The following is an 18511-nucleotide window of genomic DNA, read 5'->3' as shown; positions in this document are numbered from 1 at the left end:
GATATGGGTATATACCCATATCGGGAGGGACGAAGGGGTGCCGCCTCGCCGCAAGCCCCGCTGGGTCGGCTGCGAGCCGCCGGTGGGCGCCTTCCTTCCTGCCGGCGGGCCGCCGGCGGGCCGGGGGCGCGTGGAGCTGACGGTGGACGAGTGGGAGAGCCTCCGCCTGGCCGACGCGCTGGGCCTGGAGCAGGAGGAGGCCGCCGCCCGCATGGGCGTCTCGAGGAGCACCTTCCAGCGCCTCCTCTCCGCCGCGCGCCAGAAGGTGGCCCGGGCGCTGACCGGCGGCTGGGTCATCACCGTGGGCGGCGGCAGCTACCGCCTCGGCGCGGCGACCCCGCCGGAGGGAGGTGAGAGGATGCGTCACGGATGCGGTCCGTTCGGAGGAGGTTACGGGCCCCATGGCCCGCACGGCCACGCGGCTCGCGGCGCGGGCGCCGAGGGCGGTCACGGCCCCGCCTGGGGCGGCGGGCACGCCGACCGGGGCGGCGCCACCGCCGGGCCGCCCGGCTGGCAGGAGCGCGAGCACCTGGAGCGGATGGCGACCCATCTCGAGGAGCGCCTGCGCCGGGTGAGGCAGCGGCTCGAGGAGCTGGGCGGAGAGCCGGGGCAGGAGCCTCGGGCGTGAGCCCTGCGGCCGCGGGAGGCATGGCGGCCCGCCGGCGCCGGCTGCGGCTCCGGAGGGCCGCCCGGGCCTCAGAGCCGGAGGTCGCGCCGCTCCACCAGCACCGCGGCCGCCGTGACGAAGAGGAGCGCGTAGGCCAGGAGCGCAGCCGCCGCGCGCGCGAAGCCGTCTGCGGTCGAGACCGCCACGGTGGCGTCGAAGCGGCCGAAGATCAGCCACGGCAGCAGGCGGTGGTAACGGCCGGCCGCGCGGAGGGCGACCGTGACGACGTAGAGGCCGAGGGCCAGGCCGAGGCCGGCGAAGGTGGCCTGGCTGGAGTCGCTGAAGGCCAGGGAGAGCAGCAGCATCAGCGCCGCCAGCGCCAGCGCGACCAGGAAGGAGAGCGCGAGGGCGCGCAGGCTTCCTGCCAGGGAGAGGCTCTGTCCGGCGGCGGCCGCGCCGCCCCAGGCGGCCAGGAGCACCGCCGCGTGGACCGCCAGCAGCTGCACGGCGATGGCGGCGAAGCGGCCCAGCAGGACTTGCGTCCGGCTGACCGGCTGCGCGAAGAGGAACTCGGCCGTCCCCTGGTCGACCTCGCGGCAGAGCACGCCGGCGGCCGCCACGGCGGCGTAGACGGCCAGCACGAGGGGGAGGAGCGAGTAGATCTCGGCCGCCAGGTAGCTGTCCAGCGTGGCCAGCGAGAGGCGGCTCCCCACGATGGCCTTCAGGGCCGGGGGCAGCTGCTGGAGGTACTGTTGCAGGGAGCCCCCCTTCGCGCCGCCCAGGCTCGGGTAGAGGGAGACGGCGAACCAGGTGTAGGCCGCCATGCCGGCCGCCCAGCCCAGCAGCGCGCCCCGCCCCAGGCGCAGGTACTGCCGGAAGAGGAGGATCACGGTCGCCCGCCCCCCTCCGCCCCGCTGAAGTAGGCCAGGAAGACTTCCTCGAGGCTCGGCTCCTCCACCGAGAGGTCGCTCAGCTCGCTCTCCGCCAGCCTGCGCAAGACCGGCCGCAAGTCGCCGGAGACGTGGAAGACGAGGCGCCGCCCCTCCCGCCGGACGTCCCGCACCCCTTCCAGCCCCTCCAGGGAGGGCGGCTCCTGGGCGAAGCTGGCCTGCACCCTCTTGAGGCGCATCCTCCGGAGCGAGGCGACCTCGTCCACCGCCACCACCCTCCCCTCGCGGATGACGGCGACGCGGTGGCAGAGCGCCTCCACCTGCGCCAGATGATGCGAGGAGAGGAAGACCGTCCGACCGCGCGCCACTTCCTCCCGCAGGAGCTCCTCCAGCGTCCGCTGCATCAGGGGGTCGAGCCCCGTATCCGGCTCGTCCAGGAGGATCAGCTCGGGTTCGTGGGCCAGCGCGGCGACGAGCGCCACCTTCTGGCGCATGCCGCGCGAGAGCTGCTTGACCGGAAGCCCGAGGTCCACATCGAGGCGGCTGCTCAGCTCCTCCACCCGCCTGCCGGCGCGCAACCCCCGCGTCGCCAGCGTGAACTCGACCAGCTCGCGGCCGCGCAGGTTCGGATAGAGGCTGACGTCGCTGGGCAGGTAGCCGGTGCGGCGCCGGATCTCCAGGCCGTGACGGCGCGTCTCCAGCCCGAAGAGGCGCGCCTCGCCCCCGCTGGGGCGCAGGAAGCCCAACAGGAGCCGGATGGTGGTGGTCTTCCCGGCGCCGTTGGGCCCGAGGAAACCGAAGATCTCGCCGGGCTCCACCTCCAGCGAGACATCCTCGACGCCGCGGCGACCCCCGTAGTACTTGCTCAGATGCCGGGTCTCGATCACTGCCACGCAGCTCGCCCCCCGCCCCAGCCGTCCCCGGGCAGGGTAGCACGCGGAGCCTCACTCGACGACCGCCTGTCGAGCTTTTTCCGTAGCCTGCGTCCGCGTGGCCGCCGGCATGGTCGGCAGGTATGGCGAGGGCAAGGTGGCCCAGACGCTAGCCGGGGCTCCAAGGGACCTCGCGGGGTCCCGGCCAGTGGGGCGCGGCGGAGGTAGGGGCGCAGAGCGTCGCGGCAGAGGCAGCCCACCGCTTTCACTGTCAGGAGGAAACCGCGGCTCAGCAGCGAAACTGGGAGCCGATGCCATGTTATGGTCGAAGGTTCCCACCGTCTCGCCCTTCCTCGTTGCATAGTGTGTGAATGCTGGACATCTCGGACTGGCGGAAAGACGAGAAGAAGAGCTCTGGCAGCCGCCAGGGCTATTGGGTCTACGGTCCTGATGGGGTCAAGTACCTCTTCAAGCTGCCGAAGGAACACCCGGGTCCATCCGGCTTTGTGACGGGCGAGGTCGGCGCCGAGGTCCTGGCCGCATACGTCGGGAAGTACCTTGGCCTTCCGGTTCCGGACAGTCCAGTCGGCCACTATGGACGGACGTGTAGGTGCGCTAATAAGAGACTTCGTGCCGCAAGGGTACGCGCTCCGCGAAGGTGTGGACGTCGTCGGCCGCATGCCGGGCGAGAGACGACCGACTCTGGGGGAGGTCGTGGCCGGGCTTTCGCGGTACCTGGCGCCCCACGAGGCTCGCTCCAGCGTGATCCGGATGGTGTGCTTCGACATCCTCATCGCCAACGCGGATCGCCATCCGTCCAATTGGGGGATCGTCTGGCATAGCGAGGGGGCCGCTGTGATGGCTCCGTGGTATGATCACGGGTCGGCTTTCGGGAGCGGTCTGGATCCTCTGCGGGTGGGACGATATCTCATGCAGGGTCTGGATCGTTTTGACACGGGTTTCCGTTACGAGATAGCGGTCTCCCCCCGCCGCGGGAGGGCCAAGCTCCGGGAGCTGCTGGAGGCTCTCCTGGCTATGGATGGGTTTCTGGCCGGGTTTCAAGACCTGGTAGGGAGACTGACAGACTCCGTGATCCGCGCGTTGGTCGAGTCCGTGGTCGACCGAGAGCATATCATGACGCCCGAGCGATGGCGGTTGGCGGTTGACATTCTGCGGCGTCGCAGGGATGGGATCCTCGGAGGGGCGGGAGGTGGATTCGACGGTGCGGCGTGAGGTGCTGGTCGTCTGGCAGCACCCGGTTACCAGGAGGAGGTACCTCATCGGCCACCTCTGGCAGGGGGAAGGCTCATGCGGCTTCCGGTACGAGCGCGAGGTGCCGGGATCCCTGGACGAGGCCATCGGAGCCGGATTTCGCTTACTGGACGAGTTCCCCTACCCGGACGGGGAGTGGCACAGCCACGTTCTCTTCGCCACGTTCCGGCGCCGGATCCCGCAGACGTGGAGCAGCGAGGAGTGGGCCCATCTCGGCGTACGCCCGGAGGATGGGATCGAATACCTCCGCGTGACCGGCGGCCGACTGCCGACGGATACCATGGAGTTCCTGGAGCCGATCTCCATCGAGGACGTGAACGATCTGTATCATTTGCGTTTCGCCGTCGCGGGTTGGCGCTACTACGAAGGCGAGCGTGTCATCGGCGAGCTCCGCCCCGGGGTCCCGGTGCGCCTGGAGCTGGAGGAAGAGAACCCGTTCGACGTCAACGCCATCCGCGTCCTCTCGCCCTCCGGCGTACACATCGGCTACGTCCCGGCGGTGTATAGCTGGTGCTTGACCGAAAGCGTCCGCCGCGACCAGTACCGGGCGAGGGTGGCGGACGTTGGCCCGGCCGAGAATCCGGCCGTCCGGCTGATCGTCGAGCTCGAGGGAAGGGCCGCGAGCCTGCTGGGCGACCGCCTCGCCGTCAGGGCCGTACCCGAGCGGCTGGAGCGATACGCCGAGGTCGTGCTGGCCTAGCCGGGAGACGTCCTGGGTCGAGGGGGGCCATACCCTTTCGTATGTCGAACGAGCACTGTCGGACCATCGCCAAGCTGGTCGACTTCGTAACCCGCCGGGAGCGCTACTTCTGCGCCCCCGAGTGGGCGGAGGATCTCCGGCAGCCGATCCATGACCTCAAGGCGGGAAACGTAGAGTGCTTCGAATCCGTCGAGGAACTTCTCGCGGATCTTCACCGCGGGTAACGAGTCCCTCCTGCCCGTGAGAGGACGGCACGACAAGTTGCCCGGAGGGCCTACCGGCGAGCTCCCCGATTCGGGCAAGCGCGGCGACCCCCCAGCTACAACCAGGACAATGCTTACCGGCCTGCACCCGCTCCACAAAAAACGGGAGCCTTGCCGCGCAAGGCTCCCGACGAATTTTGGTACCGGATGCGGGATTCGAACCCGCGTTACCGCCGTGAGAGGGCGGCGTCCTGGGCCTCTAGACGAATCCGGCGGAAATCTCCTGGCTGGGGGACCTGGATTCGAACCAGGATTCCATGATCCAGAGTCATGTGTCCTACCGTTGGACGATCCCCCAACTGCCCATGCCCGGCGCCTGTCGCGGCGGGCGTCCGCGTCCGCGGGCGCGACCTTCACCGTCCCGGACCGCGCGGCGCACCGGCAAGCAGGACTATAGCACGCGGGGCGACCCCTCCGCAACGGGCGAGCGAAAGCCGACCCGCCGCCTGGCCGGCGGCGCACCGGCCGCGGCGCCGCCCGCCGCCGGTCACGTGGCGCGGGCGGCCAGGGCGGCGAAGCGGCCCTGCTCGATCCACTGGGCGGCGGCGCGGAGCCGGCGGAGCACTTCCTCGCGCGGGAGGAGCGTCAGCAGGGCGAAGAGGCTCGGGCCGACCGTGCGGCCGCTCACCGCCAGGCGGACCGGGTGGAAGAGATGGCCGGTCTTCCAGCCGCGCTCCTCGCAGAGCGCGCGGAAGGCGGCCTCGGCCTGCTCCTCCTCCCAGGCCGGCAGCGCCTCGAGCGCGGCGGCGGCGGCGCGGAGCCGCTCCGGCGCCGGGGGCAGGCCGGGCTCCGGGGCGAGGAAGTGCTTCCTGACGCCCTTGGGGTCGAAGTCCTCGGGCTCCGGCGCGCGCCAGAAGTAGGGGAAGGCCTCGGGCACCTCGCCCAGCGTGCGCACGCGGTCGCGCCCGGCGGCCAGGATGCCCTCCAGCCGCCGCCGCTCGGCGCCCGCCAGCGCGCCTGGCTCCACCAGCCCGGCCCGCTCCAGGAGCGGTGCGGTCAGCTCGGCGAGGCGGCCCAGGTCGGCCTCGCGCAGGTAGCGCGCGTTCATCCAGGCCAGCTTCTCCACGTCGTAGACGGCTGGCTGGCGGCCGACGCGGTCGAGGTCGAAGCGGGCGACCAGCTCCTCGCGCGTCAGGAACTCTTCCTCGCCGCCCGGCGACCAGCCCAGGAGCGCCAGGTAGTTGACCATGGCCTCCGGCAGGAAGCCCCGCTCGCGGAACTCCTCCACCGCGATGGCGCCATGGCGCTTGGAGAGCTTGGAGCGGTCGGGCGCGAGGATCATGGGCAGGTGGCCGAAGGCGGGCGGCTCCAGGCCCAGTGCCCGGTAGACGGCCAGCTGCTTGGGCGTGTTGGAGAGGTGCTCCTCGGCGCGGAGGACGTGGGTGACGCGCATGGCGGCGTCGTCGACGACGGCGGCGAAGTTGTAGGTGGGGAAGCCGTCCGACTTGACGATGACGAAGTCGTCCATCACCGCCGCGTTCTCGAACTCCACGTCGCCGCGCACCAGGTCGTGGACGACGGTGACTCCCTCGTCGGGCGCCAGCAGGCGGATGGCCGGCCGCCGCCCCTCCGCCTCCAGCCGCCGGCGCTCGGCCTCGCTCAGGCGGAGGCAGCGCCGGTCGTAGCGCGGCGCGCGCCCCTCGGCCAGCGCCTCCTTCCGCCGCGCCTCCAGCTCCTCGGGCGTGCAGTAGCAGCGGTAGGCGAGCCCGCGCTCCAGCAGCCTGGCCGCCGCCTCCCGGTAGCCCGCCTGGCGCTCGGACTGGAAGTAGGGGCCATAGGGACCGCCCACCTCGGGACCCTCGTCCCACTCCAGGCCCAGCCAGCGGAGCCCGCCGGTGATGGCGCCCACCGAGGCCTCGGTGGAGCGCTGCCGGTCGGTGTCCTCGATGCGCAGGATGAAGGCGCCGCCGTGATGGCGGGCGAAGAGCCAGTTGAAGAGCGCCGTCCGCGCCCCGCCCAGGTGGAGGTAGCCGGTGGGGCTGGGCGCGAAGCGGACCCGCACGCTGTCCATGGGTGTTCGCGCGCCTCGCTTGGGGGCCCGGCGGACCGGGCCGGGATGACCTGTCCCAGTCTAGCAGAACGAGGAAGCGGCCGCAGGCGCCGCCCCGCCGCCGCCCCGCCGCCGCCCCGCCGCGCCGCCGCGGCCCCGCTCCCCGCTCAGAAGGGCCAGCGCGCCAGCGCCACCAGCAGCAGCGCCCCCGGCAGCCCCAGCACGGCGAGGAGCGCCAGGTTCCAGAGGTTCCAGCCCACGTGGAGGCCCGGCGCCAGGAGCAGGTTGGCCGCCGCCACCGCCGCCGTGCCGCCCGCCAGGTTGGCCAGGGGCCGGCGGAGGAGGCGTGCCGCCAGCGCCAGGGCGCGCCCGAGCCAGCCCGCCAGGCGGCGCGTCGCCAGCGCCAGCGGCGCGGTCAGCGCCCAGAGCGTCAGGACGATGACCAGCGCCGCCAGGAGCGCCGTCCAGAAGGCCAGCCCGGCCGCCGTCCGCCCGTTCATCCTCGGCCCGACCCGGCGCGGGCGGCGCGCGCCCTCAGCCGGACCGCTCCCCGAGGCCGTCGCGCCGCTCGTCGCGCTGCGCCCGGTGGACGAGGTACATGTACTTCTTCTCGGCGGCGTTGAGGAGATGGATGGCATGGTCCACCAGCTCCGGGTCGGTGACCGAGTCGAAGTAGCTGCGCGCCGCCTCCAGCTCGCGCCGCGCCTGCTCCACCACGTCGTCGAAGAGCGGGTCGTCGGCCACGGAGGGCATGCCTTCCCCGGCCACGCGATCACCCCCATCCGCCTGAGACCAGGCTATGCGCCCGGCGGCCGCGCGATGGCCGCGCGGCCGCGGCGGATACTGGGAGTATGTCCGGCAACTGGGAGGGGCAACCGGGGCGCGGCGCCCTTCAGATGGCGCGGCGCCCCTCCAGGGCGCGGGCCAGGGTGACCTCGTCGACGTAGTCCAGGTCGCCGCCCTCGGGGAGGCCGCGCGCCAGGCGGCTGGTCTGGACGCCCAGCGGCTTGAGCAGGCGGGCCAGGTACATGGCGGTCGCCTCGCCCTCCACGTCGGGGTCGGTGGCCAGCACCACCTCGCGGATCTTCCCTTCCTTGAGGCGGGCGAGGAGGGCGTCGACGCGCAGGTCGTCGGGGCCGATCCCGCTGAGCGGCGAGATGGCGCCCATCAGCACGTGGTAGCGGCCGTGGAACTCGTGCGTCCGCTCCAGCGCGATGACGTCCTTCGGCTCCTCCACCACGCAGAGGAGGCTCTCGTCGCGCCGGGGGTCGGAGCAGATGGCGCAGGGGTCGGTGTCGGTCAGGTTGGCGCAGACGGAGCAGGGGTGGATCCGGTCCTTCGCCTCCAGCAGGGCCGAGGCCAGCGCCGCCACCTCCTCCCGCGGCCGGTTGAGGAGGTGGAGCGCCAGCCGCTGGGCGGTCTTCGGCCCCACACCCGGCAGGCGCTCCAGCTCGGCGATGAGGCGGGCGATGGGCGCGGCGTACTCCAAGGGCTCGCCCCCGCTTCAGAAGAGGCCGCCCAGGTCGGGCAGGCCGGGCAGGTTGGGCAGGCCGCCGGCCAGGCCGCCGGTCGCCTTGGCCATCTCCTGCGCCGCCGCCTCGCGCGCCTGGCGCTGCGCCTCGCCCACGGCGGCCACGATCAGGTCCTGCAGCATCTCCAGCTCCGCCTCGCCCGGCTGGTCGCCCAGCACCTCGCGCTGGATGCGGACCGACTGGAGCACGCCCGTGCCGTCGACGACGGCGGTGACGGCGCCGCCGCCGGCCGTCGCCTCCACGCGCTTCTGGCGCAGCTCCTCCTGGGCGCGGGCCATGTCGCCCTGCACCTTCTCCAGCTGCTTGAGCAGGCGGTTGACGTTGAAGCTCATCGGCCTTCCTCCTCGCCCTCGCCGGCGCCCTCCTCGCGGACGCGCGCGCCGGGGCCGAGCTTCTCCAGCGCGCGGCGCACCGGCTCGGCCAGCTCCGAGCCCTCGTTCGGCTCCGCCCGGCGGCTTTTGATGGGTAGTCTACGCCCCAGCAGCTCCGCCAGGACCTCCTCCAGCATCTCGCGCTGCGGTGGTTCGCCCAGCTGCTGGCGGTGGAAGTCGTAGAGCGGCGGGAAGTCGAGGACCAGTGCCCCCTCCTCCACCGCCGCCGGCCGCGCCGGCTCGAGGAAGGCCGCCAGCTTGGCCGACCGCCGCCGCGCCCGCCGGACCACCTCCGGCCAGAGCTGGCGCACGCGCTCGAGCTCCTCCTCCCCGCCCGCGGGCGGCCCGGGCGGGTCGGCGATCGCCGCCTCGTTCGCCTCGTTCCGGAAGAGGAGAGGCGGGGCGGCCGGCGGGGCTTCCTCGGGCGCCTCCCGCGGGCGCTCCGACGGCGGGTCGCCGCCGTTCCCGAGGGTGTGGCCCGCCCGTGCCATCGCCCCCAGCAGCCCCAGCTCGAAGCGGGCGCGCGGCCGCGCCGCCCAGCGCAGCTCGCCCTCCAGGTCGGCCAGCGCCTCCAGCGTGGCCAGGAGCGGCTCCGGCCGCCAGCGCGAACCGGCCTGCCCGCGGCCGGCCGCACCCGGGCTCCCGCCCGCCCCCAGCAGCGCCAGCAGCTCCCCGCGCAGATGGGCGGTCAGGTCGAGGAGCACCTGGCGGAAGTCCTTGCCCTCCCGCGCCAGCTCCTCCACCACCGCCAGACAGCCGGCCGCGTCGCCCTCCGCCAGCGCCCGGGAGAGCGCCTCCAGCGCCTGCGAGGGCGCCGTGCCCAGCACGGCGGCCACGTCGTCCACCGTCCGCGCGCCCGCGGCCAGGCACTCGTCCAAGAGGCTGAGCGCGTCGCGCAGCCCGCCCTCGGCGTAGCGCGCCAGCGCCTCCAGCGCGGCCGGTTCCAGGCTCGCGCCCAGGCTCTCCGCCACCCGCGCCAGGTGGGCGACGATGCGCTCTTCCTCGATGCGGTGGAAGTCGAAGCGCTGGCAGCGCGAGAGGATGGTGACGGGCACCTTCTGCGGCTCGGTGGTGGCCAGCACGAAGAGCGCGTACGCCGGCGGCTCCTCCAGCGTCTTCAGGAAGGCGTTGAAGGCGTCGGCGGTCAGCATGTGCGCCTCGTCGATGATGTAGACCTTGCGCCGGCCCTCCACCGGCGCCAGGTGGACGCGCTCCAAGAGCTCGCGCATCTGATCGATGCCGCGGTTGGAGGCGGCGTCGATCTCCACCAGGTCCAGGAAGGCGCCCTCCAGCGCCTCCCGGCACGGCCGGCAGGCGTTGCACGGCTCGCCCTCGCGCGGCTCCAGGCAGTTGACCGCGCGCGCGAGGATGCGCGCCACCGAGGTCTTGCCCGTGCCGCGCGGTCCGGCGAAGCAGTAGGCGTGCGCCACCCGCCCGCCGGCGACCGCCCGCCGGAGCGCGCGCACCACGTGCTCCTGGCCCACCACCTCGGCGAAGGTGCGGGGCCGCCACTCGCGGTAGAGCGCCTGGTACTCGGCCGTCTTCGCCGCCTCCGCTTCCCGGGGCCGCGCGCCGGCCCCACGAGGAGCGAGGCCCCGCAGAGGGGGCCTCGCAACTCCGCCAAGATGCGGCCGTGCGGCCGCCTTTGACCTGGTCGCTCCGGGCGTCTTCCGGTCGCCGGCTCAGACCCGGCACCCCTGCGGCACCCGCCCTCGCCCGCTTACCGCTGCTTCCTTCCGGACCTGACGGGGTTCACGGGTGGACGTCGCGCAGGACCCGATCCTCAACACCACGTGCCGGATGCGGACCCCACAGCGCCAGGCCGGGGGCGGCGTTCAGCCCCGCTGAAGCGGATTGCGGGTACAGGGCACCGCTACCTCCCCGCCTAGCACGGCCAAACTCGCAAGAGACGATCTGGCGGAAGGGGTGGGATTCGAACCCACGGTACGGTTCCCCGTACACACGCTCTCCAGGCGTGCCAGTTCAACCACTCCTGCACCCTTCCGGGAACTCCTGGCGGAGGGGGTGGGATTCGAACCCACGGTGGCTCATCACCACACGGCTTTTCGAGAGCCGCACCTTAAACCGCTCGGACACCCCTCCGCGAAGGTCGAACGGTCTCGCTCCCTGGTGCGCCCGGGGGGACTCGAACCCCCGACAGACAAGGTTTAGGAAACCTCCGCTCTTTCCTTCTGAGCTACGGGCGCACGCACTCGCCGCCGCATGCCCGCGGCGCTCTACTAGGCTAGCACGGCCTCCGATCCGTCACAACCGGTCCCCGCGCCCGTCGCGGGGGCCGCTTTCGCCCGCGCGCGGCCGCGCGGACCTTCTAGCGGGATTTGCCAGGCGCCCTCTCGCGAACTACGCTTTCTCTCGTAGACCGACCAGTCGGTCGGAGCGGGGCCGGCCCGGCCGCCCGCCGGGAGGCGCGCCCCGCCCCGGCCCCGCGACGGGGAGGGAAGCCCATGGTGCGCTGGGAGACGGTCGAGACCTACCAGGACGTCCTCTTCGAGCGGAGCGGCGGCATCGCCAAGATCACCATCAACCGGCCGGAGGTGCGCAACGCCTTCCGGCCCCAGACGCTCTTCGAGCTCTCGGACGCCTTCGCGCGCGTGCGCGACGACCCCGGGATCGGCGTCGCCATCCTCACCGGGGCGGGCCGCGAGGCCTTCTGCTCGGGCGGCGACCAGCGCGTGCGCGGCGAGGCCGGCTACCTGGATGAGCGGGGCGTCCCGCGCCTCAACGTGCTCGACCTGCAACGCCAGATCCGCACGCTGCCCAAGCCCGTCATCGCCATGGTGGCCGGCTACGCCATCGGAGGCGGCAACGTCCTCCAGCTCGTCTGCGACCTGACCATCGCCGCCGACAACGCCGTCTTCGGCCAGACCGGCCCCAGGGTCGGCTCCTTCGACGGCGGCTACGGCGCGGCGCTCCTGGCGCGTGTCGTCGGCCACAAGAAGGCGCGCGAGATCTGGTACCTCTGCCGCCGCTACACGGCCCGGGAAGCGCTGGAGATGGGCCTGGTCAACGCCGTCGTCCCGCTGGAGCGCCTGGAGGAGGAGACGGTCGCCTGGGCCGAGGAGATCCTGGCCAAGAGCCCCACCGCCATCCGCCTCCTCAAGGCGGCCTTCAACGCGGACACCGACGGCCTCGCCGGCCTGCAGCAGCTGGCCGGCGACGCCACCATGCTCTTCTACATGACCGCGGAGGCGCAGGAGGGGCGGAACGCCTTCCTCGAGAAGCGCGCGCCCGACTTCTCGCGCTTCCCGCGCCTGCCGTAGCCATGGGCGAGCGTACCGCACCGCCCCTCGCGCACCAGGAAGCGCCGCCCGCGGCGGCCGTCGCCTCCGACTGGCTGGCCGAGCGCGCCGCGCGGACGCCGGGCGCCGTCGCCGTCGAGGCCGGCGGGCGCGCCTGGAGCTGGGCGGAGCTGGACCGGCAGGCGGGCCGGGTGGCCGCCGAGCTGCGCCGGCGCGGCGTCGGGGAAGGGTCGCGGGTGGCGGTGGCGCTTCCTGCCGGATTGGGGTGGGTGGCGCTCTTCCACGCCTGCCTTCGGCTCCGCGCGGTCTGCGTGCCGCTCCACACCCGCCTCTCCGCCGGAGAGCTCCGCCGCCTCCTGGAGTGGCTGGAGCCGGAGGCGGTCTTCGGCCTGCCGTGGACGCCTCCGCGGCGGAGGCGCCGCCCGGAGGGCACCGGCCCGGGTGTCGCCGCCATCGTCACCACCTCGGGCACCACCGGCCGGCCGAAGGGCGTGCTGCTGACGCGCGCCAACCTCTGGTGGAACGCGATCGCCTCGGCGCTCCACCTCGGCTCGCTGCCCGGCGAGCGCTGGCTGGCGGTCCTCCCCCTCTTCCACGTGGGCGGTCTCGCCCTCCTGACGCGCTCGGTGCTCCTCGGGACGGCGCTCCTGCTGCGGCGCCGCTTCGACCCGGCGGAGGTCAACCGGCTCGTCGACGAGGGCCGCGTGCAGGCGCTCTCCGTGGTGGCCACCATGCTCGAGCGGATGCTGGGGGCGCGGGGCGGGCGGCCCTTCCCGCCCACGCTCCGCCTCGTCCTCGCGGGCGGCGGCCCGGTGCCCAGGCCGCTCCTGGAGCGCGCCCAGGCGCTGGGCTGCCCGGTCCTGCCCACCTACGGCATGACCGAGACGGCCTCCCAGGTGGTGACCGTGCCGCCCGTGCCGGGCGGTGCGCACCCGGGCTCCGCCGGCCGGCCGCTCCCCTTTGCGGAGGTGCGGGTGGTGGACGAGGCGCTCGGGCCGCTGCCGCCGGGCACGCCGGGGGAGATCGCGGTCCGCGGTCCCACCGTGGCCGCCGGCTACTGGCGCGACCCGGCCGCCACCCGCCGCGCCTTCGCCGGCGGCTGGCTCCGCACCGGCGACCTGGGCTACTTCGACGAGGACGGCTGCCTCTTCGTCACCGGCCGGAGCGACGAGCTGATCGTCTCGGGGGGCGAGAAGATCGCCCCGGCCGAGGTGGAGGAGGCGCTCCTGGCCCACCCGGCCGTCCTGGAGGCGGCCGTCTGGGGCGTGCCCGACCCGCTCTGGGGCGAGCGCCCCCGGGCGGCCGTCGTCCTCCGTCCGGGCGCCCGGGTGGAAGCCGGGGCGCTCGGTGCCTGGCTGCGGGAGCGCATCGCGCACTTCAAGGTGCCGGAGCGCATCGACGTCGTCGACCGGCTGCCGCGGACGGCCTCGGGCAAGCTCCGGCGCCGCCTGCTGGCCGCCGGCTCTCCCCCGCGCGAAGAGGGGTGAAGCCTGTGCAGGCACGCGACCTCTGGCGGCTCGCCCGCCCCGAGACGCTTCCCGCCTCGCTGGTGCCGGTGGCGGTGGGGACGGCCGCGGCGGGGCTGACCGGGCCGCTCTCGCCGCTCTGGACCGCCGACGTGCTCCTGGTGGCGCTGCTTCTCCAAATCGGCACCAACATGGCCAACGAGCTCTTCGACTACCGCCGCGGCCTCGACCGGCCGGGGGCGGTGGGGATCGCGGGCGTGCTGGTCTCGGGGCGGATGCGCCCGCGGACGCTGGGCTTCCTGACGGCGGGCGTCTACGCGCTGGCCGTCCTCCTGGGCGCCGCCCTGGCCGCCGCCCGCGGCCCGGTTCTCCTCCTGCTGGGGCTCCTGGCGGCCGCGCTCAGCCTGGCGTACAGCGCCGGGCCGCGTCCGGTGGCCGCCACGCCTTTCGGCGAGGCGCTGGTCTTTCTGCTGATGGGCCCGCTGGAGGTGGGCGTAGCCGAGGTGGCCGCGGGCGGCCGGCTGACGGCGGCGGCCCTCTGGGCCTCGCTGCCGGTGGGCCTGACGGTGGCGGCCATCCTCCTGGCCAACAACACCCGCGACCTGGAGAAGGACCGCGAGCACGGCCGCCGGACGCTGGCCATCCTCCTCGGCCGCGAGCGTGCGGCGAGGCTGCTGGAGGGGCTGCTGCTGGGCGCGCCGCTGCTCGCCCTGCCTATGGCGGCGGGCGGCCTCCTGCCCGCATCCTCCCTCCTGGCGCTGCTGGCGCTGCCGCTGGCGCTCCGCCTCAGGAAGCGCCTCTTCCTCGGCAACCCGGTGCCCCCCGCGGGCGCCTTCCATCTGGTGAGCGGGCTCCTGCTGGCCGCCGGTCTGGCGCTGGCGGCGCTGCTCTGACTTCCCGGAATCCGCCGGCCGGGCCGCTCGGGGCCCGGGCCGGTCCGAGGCGGGTGACGGAGGATCATGGTCGAGACGCGGCTTTCGGCGAAGGTGGCGGAGGCGCTCCCCTACGAGCGGGGCGAGAGGCTCCGCATCCTACTTTTCGCGCTCCTGGGCACCGTCTTCGACGGCGCCGACTTCACCATCTTCATCTACGAGATGGCGCCTCTGGCCAGCTACTTCCACGCCTCGCTGGCCAGCCTCTCCTGGGTGCAGGCGGCCAGCTACGTGGCGGGCGTGGCCGGCGGCCTCCTCTTCGGCGCGCTGGCCGACCGCCGCGGCCGCCGCCTGGGGCTGACCCTGACGGTGGCCACCTACTCGCTCTTCACGCTGGCCAGCGCCTTCGCGCCCGACCTGCGGGTGCTCCTCCTGTTGCGCGTCCTGGCCGGCGTCGGCATCGGCGGCGAGTCGGGCATCGCCTTCGCCTACGTCAGCGAGGCCTACCCCGCCGCCCGCAACCGCCGCGGCTGGCTGGGCGGGCTTCTCCAGTCCATGTTCCTGGCCGGCGGCTTCGTCGCCGCCTGGCTCTACGCCTTCACCAGCCAGCGCTACGGCGCCGAGGGCTGGCGCTGGGCCATGGGCTACCTGGGCCTGGTGGCCGTCCTGGCCGTGGCCATCCGCCTCGGCATGCCGGAGTCGCGCGTCTGGCTGGCCAGCCGCCAGGCGGCGGCCTCCGGCGCCGGGCGCGGTCCCGGGGCCGGTCGCCAGGCGCTCGCCACCGTGGCGGAGATCCTCGGGGGCGGCGCCGGCCGCCGCACCCTCCTGGCCACCGCCATGATGGTGGGCGCCTTCTTCGGGGGCTACGCGGTCGCCACCTTCGCGCCGGCCATGTGGACGACGGTCTTCGGCCTGGGGGCGTCGCAGGTGGCGTCGCTGGGCTACGCCGGCTGGCTGGCCGCCATCGCCGCCTACCTGGCGGGCGGCGCGCTGGGCGACGCGCTCGGGCGCCGGCGCTCCTTCGTGCTCACCGGTCTCTTCGGCCTTCTGGGCTACGGGCTCTACCTGGTCGTCGGGCCGCTCCTCCGTCTGCCGGCGACGCCCGCCACCCTGTGGACGTCGTGGCCTTTCTTCGCCTTCCTCTGGCTCCAGGCCGGCTACGGTTACTTCGGCGTCCAGGGCGTCTGGCTCTCCGAGCTCTATCCCACCCACGGCCGGGCCACGGCCCAGAACTTCGTCTACTACGTGGCGCGCGCCCTGGGCGCCGGCCTCGCCCCGGCGGCGGCGCTGGCGCTGGCCCAGGCGCTGGGCCAGGACGTGCGCACGGCCATCGCGCTGGGCGGCGCGGGCACGCTGCTCGCCGTCCTCCTGGCGCGGAGACTGCCGGAGACGTACCGGACGGCGCTGCGGGGCGACTGAGGCCGGGCGGCCTTGCGGGAAGAGGGGGCGGAGGCGGGAGACGGCCGGCCCCCGGGGCGGAGGCTCCGTGCCGGCGTCTCCGCTAGCGGCGCTCGCGGAAGAAGGCGCGCAGCAGCTCCGCCGCCTCCGCCTCCAGTACGCCGCCGCGCACCTCCAGGCGGTGGTTGAGCCGGGGGTCGTCGGCGATGCGCCAGAGCGTCCGCACGGCGCCGGCACGGGGATCGGCGGCCGCGTAGACCAGGGCGTCCACCCGCGCCAGGACCAGCGCCCCGGCGCACATGGGGCACGGCTCCAGGGTCACGTAGAGCGTCGTCCCCTCCAGGTGCCAGCGGCGGCGCAGCGTGGCCGCGCCGCGCAGGGCGACCACCTCGGCGTGGGCGGTGGGGTCCTGGTCGCGCTCGCGCCGGTTCTCGCCCAGCGCCAGCAGGCGGTCGCCCTCCACCAGCGCGGCGCCCACCGGCACGTCGCCGGCCGCGGCGGCGCGGCGGGCCGCCTCCAGGGCGACGCGCATCCAGCGCTCGTCGCGCTCGGCCTGCTCCTCATCCTTCCAGGGTGCCGGGATGCGAGCTCGCCTCCTCGGGTGCGCCTGCCGCGCCTGCCGTGCCGGCCGCTCCCGCCGCCCCGGCCGGCGGGGCGCCCGGTGCCGCGACGGGCGGAAGCGGCGGCAGCGGAGCCGCGCCCCGCGCCTCCGTCCCGGCCGCCGCAGCCGCGGTCGCCGCCGCGGCGCGCGGCAGCCAGAGCAGGAAGCGGCTCCCCCGCCCGACGGTGCTCTCCACCTCGACGCGGCCGCCATGCGCGCGCAGGATGGCCTGCGCGATGGCCAGGCCGAGACCGGCCCCCTCGCTGGAGCGCGAGGGGTCGCCGCGGTAGAAGCGGTCGAAGAGCCGCTCGCGCTGCTCGGGCGGGATGCCCGGGCCCGTGTCGGCCACGCTCAGCTCCACGCCGGCCCGCCCGCCCCGGGCGGCGGCCTGCGCGGCCAGCGTCACCCGCCCGCCCGCCGGCGTGTAGCGCAGCGCGTTGTCCACCAGGATCCAGAGCGCCTGCACCAGCCGGTCGGGGTCGCCGCGCACGTAGAGCGGTCCCGCCGACGGCTCGGCGCGCAGCTCCAGGCCGCGCTCCCCGGCCAGCGGCCGCGCCCGGCGGGCGACGGTCCGCAGGATCTCGGCCGCGTCCACCCGCTCCTGGCGCAGCTCCAGGCGGCCGGCGTCGGCGCGGGCCAGCGTCAGCAGCCCCTCCACCAGGCTCGACATGCGCAGCGCCTCGTCCTGGATGTCGGCGACGATCTCCCGCTCCTCGCCGGCGCCGCGCTCGGCCAGGCGCTTGGCCAGCAGCTCGGCGTTGCCGCGGATGACCGCCAACGGGGTGCGCAGCTCGTGCGAGGCGTCGGCGATGAAGCTGCGCTGCTGCTCCCAGGCCCGCCGGATGGGCACCAGCGCCCGCCCCGCCATCAGGCTGCCGCCGATGGCCGCCGCCACCAGCGCCGCCCCGGCCGCCCCGGCCAGGACCAGAAGCAGCCCCTGCAGACTCGACTGGAGCGAGCCGGTGGGCCGCGCCGTCACCAGCCAGGCCACCCTCTTCCCCGACGACGCGTCGCGCACCGGCGCGGCGTAGAGGCGGATCGCCCCGTCGGGCGAGGGGACGGTCAGCGAGGCGGGCTGCCGCAGCGAGGGCACGGGCCGGAGCAGGCCCTGCGAGACCAGGCTCTCCGCCCCCGGCGAGCCGGCCAGAAGGTTCCCGTCGGGCGAGAGGAGGAGCGTGGAGCTGGTGACGAAACCCAGGTGCTCCTGGTCCAGCGGCAGCGGCTGGGCGTTGCCCTCGTCCGACTCGCTGCCCCCGGGCTCCTCGCCGTCGCCCTCGCTCGCCTGCGGCCCGGGCGGGTTGTGCAGCTCGCCCTCGGAGAGCTCCACCCGCGGCCCCGTCACCCAGCCGTCGCCGGTCCAGCGCAGGCCGAGCATCTGGCCCACGCGCAGGTTCTCGTCCACCAGCGAGCGGTCCAGCTGGGCGGCCAGCGTTCGGCTGGCCGCCAGGTAGATGCCGCCCACGAAGAGCAGCAGGACCAGCGCCAGCGTCCCCACGTGCCAGAGCGTCAGCTGGCGGCGAACGCGCTCGAACATCTCACTCCCGCCCGTCCGGCTCCAGGCGGTAGCCCAGCCCGCGCACGCTGCGGATGCCGAAGCCCGGCTCCAGCGGCTCCAGCTTCTTGCGCAGCAAGTAGACGACGCTGTCCACCGTCTGCTCGCCCACCACCTGGGGGTCGTCCCAGGCCTGGCGCAGGATCTGCCCGCGGCTCAGCACCTGCCCCGGATGCCGCAGGAAGCACTCCAGCACCGCCGCCTCGCGCACCGTCAGGCGGACCTCCCGCTCCTGCCCGGGCCTCCGCACCGTGCGCAGCTCCGGGTCGAAGCGCAGCCCGCCCGCCTCGATCTCGCGCGCCTCCTGCGCCTCGCGCAGCGGCCGCACGATCCGCCGCTCCAGCGCCCGGACGCGCGCCGCCAGCTCCTCCAGCGAGAAGGGCTTGGTCAGGTAGTCGTCGGCGCCCGCGTCCAATCCTGCCACGCGGTCGCTGACGGCGTCGCGCGCGGTCAGCATGAGGACGGGGACGGAGGCGGCGGGACCCGCTTCCTCGCGCAGCCGGCGGCAGAGCGAGAGGCCGTCCAGGCCGGGCAGCAGCCAGTCCAGGATGAGCAGGTCGTAGCCGCCCGCCCGCGCCCGCTCCAGCCCCAGACGGCCGTCGTGCACGCACTCGGCCGTGTGCCGGGCCTCCTCCATCGCCCGGCAGAGCAGCTTGGCGAGGCGCGGCTCGTCCTCGACGATCAGGATGCGCACCTTCCCCTTCCGGCCCTCCCGAAGCCGAACCTGGCGGCACCTTCGTCCCCTACACCATACCGCAACGCGCCGGCGCCGCTGGCGGCCGCCGTCCGCTTGTGCCACCATGGGTCTCGCGCAAGCTTCTGGGAAGGAGCGGCACCTCCTATCCTGTCGGAGGGGCCGTCCGCC

At 74.4% G+C, this 18511-nt stretch carries 18 protein-coding genes, 5 tRNA genes and 1 other RNA gene; 7 read left to right on the top strand and 17 right to left on the bottom strand.

Features of this window, described 5'->3' with window-relative positions:
* Positions 1–37: 37 nt before the first annotated feature.
* Entirely contained in the window at positions 38–628 is a 591-nt protein-coding gene (locus tag K6U79_06995; GenBank protein ID MCL6522103.1) for a DUF134 domain-containing protein, read from the top strand.
* A gap of 68 nt (positions 629–696) precedes the next feature.
* On the opposite strand, the gene K6U79_06990 is transcribed toward K6U79_06995, so the two are convergent.
* Positions 697–1497: an ABC transporter permease subunit gene (locus K6U79_06990; protein MCL6522102.1), complete on the bottom strand. Its 801-nt coding sequence runs from the start codon at positions 1495–1497 to the stop codon at positions 697–699.
* A complete protein-coding gene (locus tag K6U79_06985) occupies positions 1494–2390 on the bottom strand; it encodes an ABC transporter ATP-binding protein (protein MCL6522101.1) in 897 nt (298 codons plus the stop codon). Before K6U79_06985 ends, K6U79_06990 begins: the two co-directional genes overlap by 4 nt.
* A 693-nt stretch (positions 2391–3083) precedes the next feature.
* Between K6U79_06985 and K6U79_06980 the strand changes: the two genes are divergently transcribed.
* A complete protein-coding gene (locus tag K6U79_06980) occupies positions 3084–3602 on the top strand; it encodes a HipA domain-containing protein (GenBank protein MCL6522100.1) in 519 nt (172 codons plus the stop codon).
* On the top strand, positions 3580–4341 hold the full coding sequence (locus K6U79_06975) for an HIRAN domain-containing protein (GenBank protein ID MCL6522099.1): 762 nt from the start codon (positions 3580–3582) through the stop codon (positions 4339–4341). The genes K6U79_06980 and K6U79_06975 overlap by 23 nt, the downstream gene beginning before the upstream one ends.
* Before the next feature lie 401 nt (positions 4342–4742).
* Here the strand turns inward: K6U79_06975 and K6U79_06970 are convergent.
* From K6U79_06970 to K6U79_06915, 12 genes are all read right to left on the bottom strand, one after another.
* Positions 4743–4818 (bottom strand) — tRNA-Glu (locus K6U79_06970).
* Between the two features lie 10 nt (positions 4819–4828).
* Positions 4829–4902, bottom strand: a tRNA-Gln gene (locus tag K6U79_06965).
* Between the two features lie 189 nt (positions 4903–5091).
* Positions 5092–6615, bottom strand: coding sequence for a glutamate--tRNA ligase (gene gltX / locus K6U79_06960; protein ID MCL6522098.1), 1524 nt, complete (start codon positions 6613–6615; stop codon positions 5092–5094).
* 146 nt (positions 6616–6761) lie between these two features.
* The gene (locus K6U79_06955; protein ID MCL6522097.1) at positions 6762–7094 is read right to left on the bottom strand and encodes a pro-sigmaK processing inhibitor BofA family protein; all 333 of its coding nucleotides are present in this window, start codon (positions 7092–7094) and stop codon (positions 6762–6764) included.
* Between the two features lie 34 nt (positions 7095–7128).
* Positions 7129–7347, bottom strand: coding sequence for a YaaL family protein (locus K6U79_06950; protein ID MCL6522096.1), 219 nt, complete (start codon positions 7345–7347; stop codon positions 7129–7131).
* 139 nt (positions 7348–7486) lie between these two features.
* Entirely contained in the window at positions 7487–8083 is a 597-nt protein-coding gene (recR, locus tag K6U79_06945) for a recombination mediator RecR (protein MCL6522095.1), read from the bottom strand.
* 15 nt (positions 8084–8098) lie between these two features.
* Positions 8099–8458 carry a YbaB/EbfC family nucleoid-associated protein gene (locus K6U79_06940; protein ID MCL6522094.1) on the bottom strand — a complete coding sequence of 120 codons (360 nt, stop codon included), beginning with the start codon at positions 8456–8458 and terminating at the stop codon, positions 8099–8101.
* Positions 8455–10098: a DNA polymerase III subunit gamma/tau gene (gene dnaX / locus K6U79_06935; GenBank protein MCL6522093.1), complete on the bottom strand. Its 1644-nt coding sequence runs from the start codon at positions 10096–10098 to the stop codon at positions 8455–8457. The genes K6U79_06940 and dnaX overlap by 4 nt, the downstream gene beginning before the upstream one ends.
* A 30-nt stretch (positions 10099–10128) precedes the next feature.
* Positions 10129–10391: signal recognition particle sRNA large type (gene ffs / locus K6U79_06930), an RNA gene on the bottom strand.
* A gap of 21 nt (positions 10392–10412) precedes the next feature.
* Positions 10413–10502: transfer RNA gene (locus K6U79_06925), tRNA-Ser, on the bottom strand.
* A 9-nt stretch (positions 10503–10511) separates the two neighbouring features.
* Positions 10512–10600, bottom strand: a tRNA-Ser gene (locus K6U79_06920).
* 25 nt (positions 10601–10625) lie between these two features.
* Positions 10626–10704: transfer RNA gene (locus tag K6U79_06915), tRNA-Arg, on the bottom strand.
* Between the two features lie 258 nt (positions 10705–10962).
* On the opposite strand from K6U79_06915, the gene menB reads away from it, so the two are divergent.
* The 4 genes from menB to K6U79_06895 all read left to right on the top strand — a co-directional run bounded on the left by menB (position 10963) and on the right by K6U79_06895 (position 15514).
* Entirely contained in the window at positions 10963–11778 is an 816-nt protein-coding gene (menB, locus tag K6U79_06910) for a 1,4-dihydroxy-2-naphthoyl-CoA synthase (protein ID MCL6522092.1), read from the top strand.
* A gap of 2 nt (positions 11779–11780) precedes the next feature.
* Complete coding sequence (locus tag K6U79_06905) at positions 11781–13244, top strand: AMP-binding protein (protein MCL6522091.1); 1464 nt, start codon at positions 11781–11783, stop codon at positions 13242–13244.
* Positions 13241–14116, top strand: coding sequence for a 1,4-dihydroxy-2-naphthoate octaprenyltransferase (gene menA, locus K6U79_06900; protein MCL6522090.1), 876 nt, complete (start codon positions 13241–13243; stop codon positions 14114–14116). Before K6U79_06905 ends, menA begins: the two co-directional genes overlap by 4 nt.
* A gap of 66 nt (positions 14117–14182) precedes the next feature.
* Positions 14183–15514 (top strand): MFS transporter, encoded by a 1332-nt coding sequence (locus tag K6U79_06895; GenBank protein MCL6522089.1) that lies wholly within the window; start codon positions 14183–14185, stop codon positions 15512–15514.
* Positions 15515–15596: 82 nt separating this feature from the next.
* Here K6U79_06895 and K6U79_06890 read toward each other — a convergent pair whose 3' ends face one another.
* Genes K6U79_06890 through K6U79_06880 form a run of 3 tightly spaced genes read right to left on the bottom strand, consistent with a single transcriptional unit; the run spans position 15597 to position 18340 of the window.
* A complete protein-coding gene (locus tag K6U79_06890) occupies positions 15597–16025 on the bottom strand; it encodes a nucleoside deaminase (protein ID MCL6522088.1) in 429 nt (142 codons plus the stop codon).
* A gap of 28 nt (positions 16026–16053) precedes the next feature.
* Positions 16054–17628 carry a HAMP domain-containing histidine kinase gene (locus tag K6U79_06885; protein ID MCL6522087.1) on the bottom strand — a complete coding sequence of 525 codons (1575 nt, stop codon included), beginning with the start codon at positions 17626–17628 and terminating at the stop codon, positions 16054–16056.
* 1 nt (position 17629) lies between these two features.
* Positions 17630–18340, bottom strand: coding sequence for a response regulator transcription factor (locus tag K6U79_06880; protein MCL6522086.1), 711 nt, complete (start codon positions 18338–18340; stop codon positions 17630–17632).
* Positions 18341–18511 lie beyond the last annotated feature (171 nt).

The sequence above is a fragment of the Bacillota bacterium genome (assembly GCA_023511835.1).
In the GTDB taxonomy this organism is placed as follows: Bacteria; Bacillota; Sulfobacillia; order JAIMAT01; family JAIMAT01; genus JAIMAT01.
Note: the sequence above shows the minus strand (reverse complement) of the source record. Positions and strands in the feature narration are given on the sequence as shown.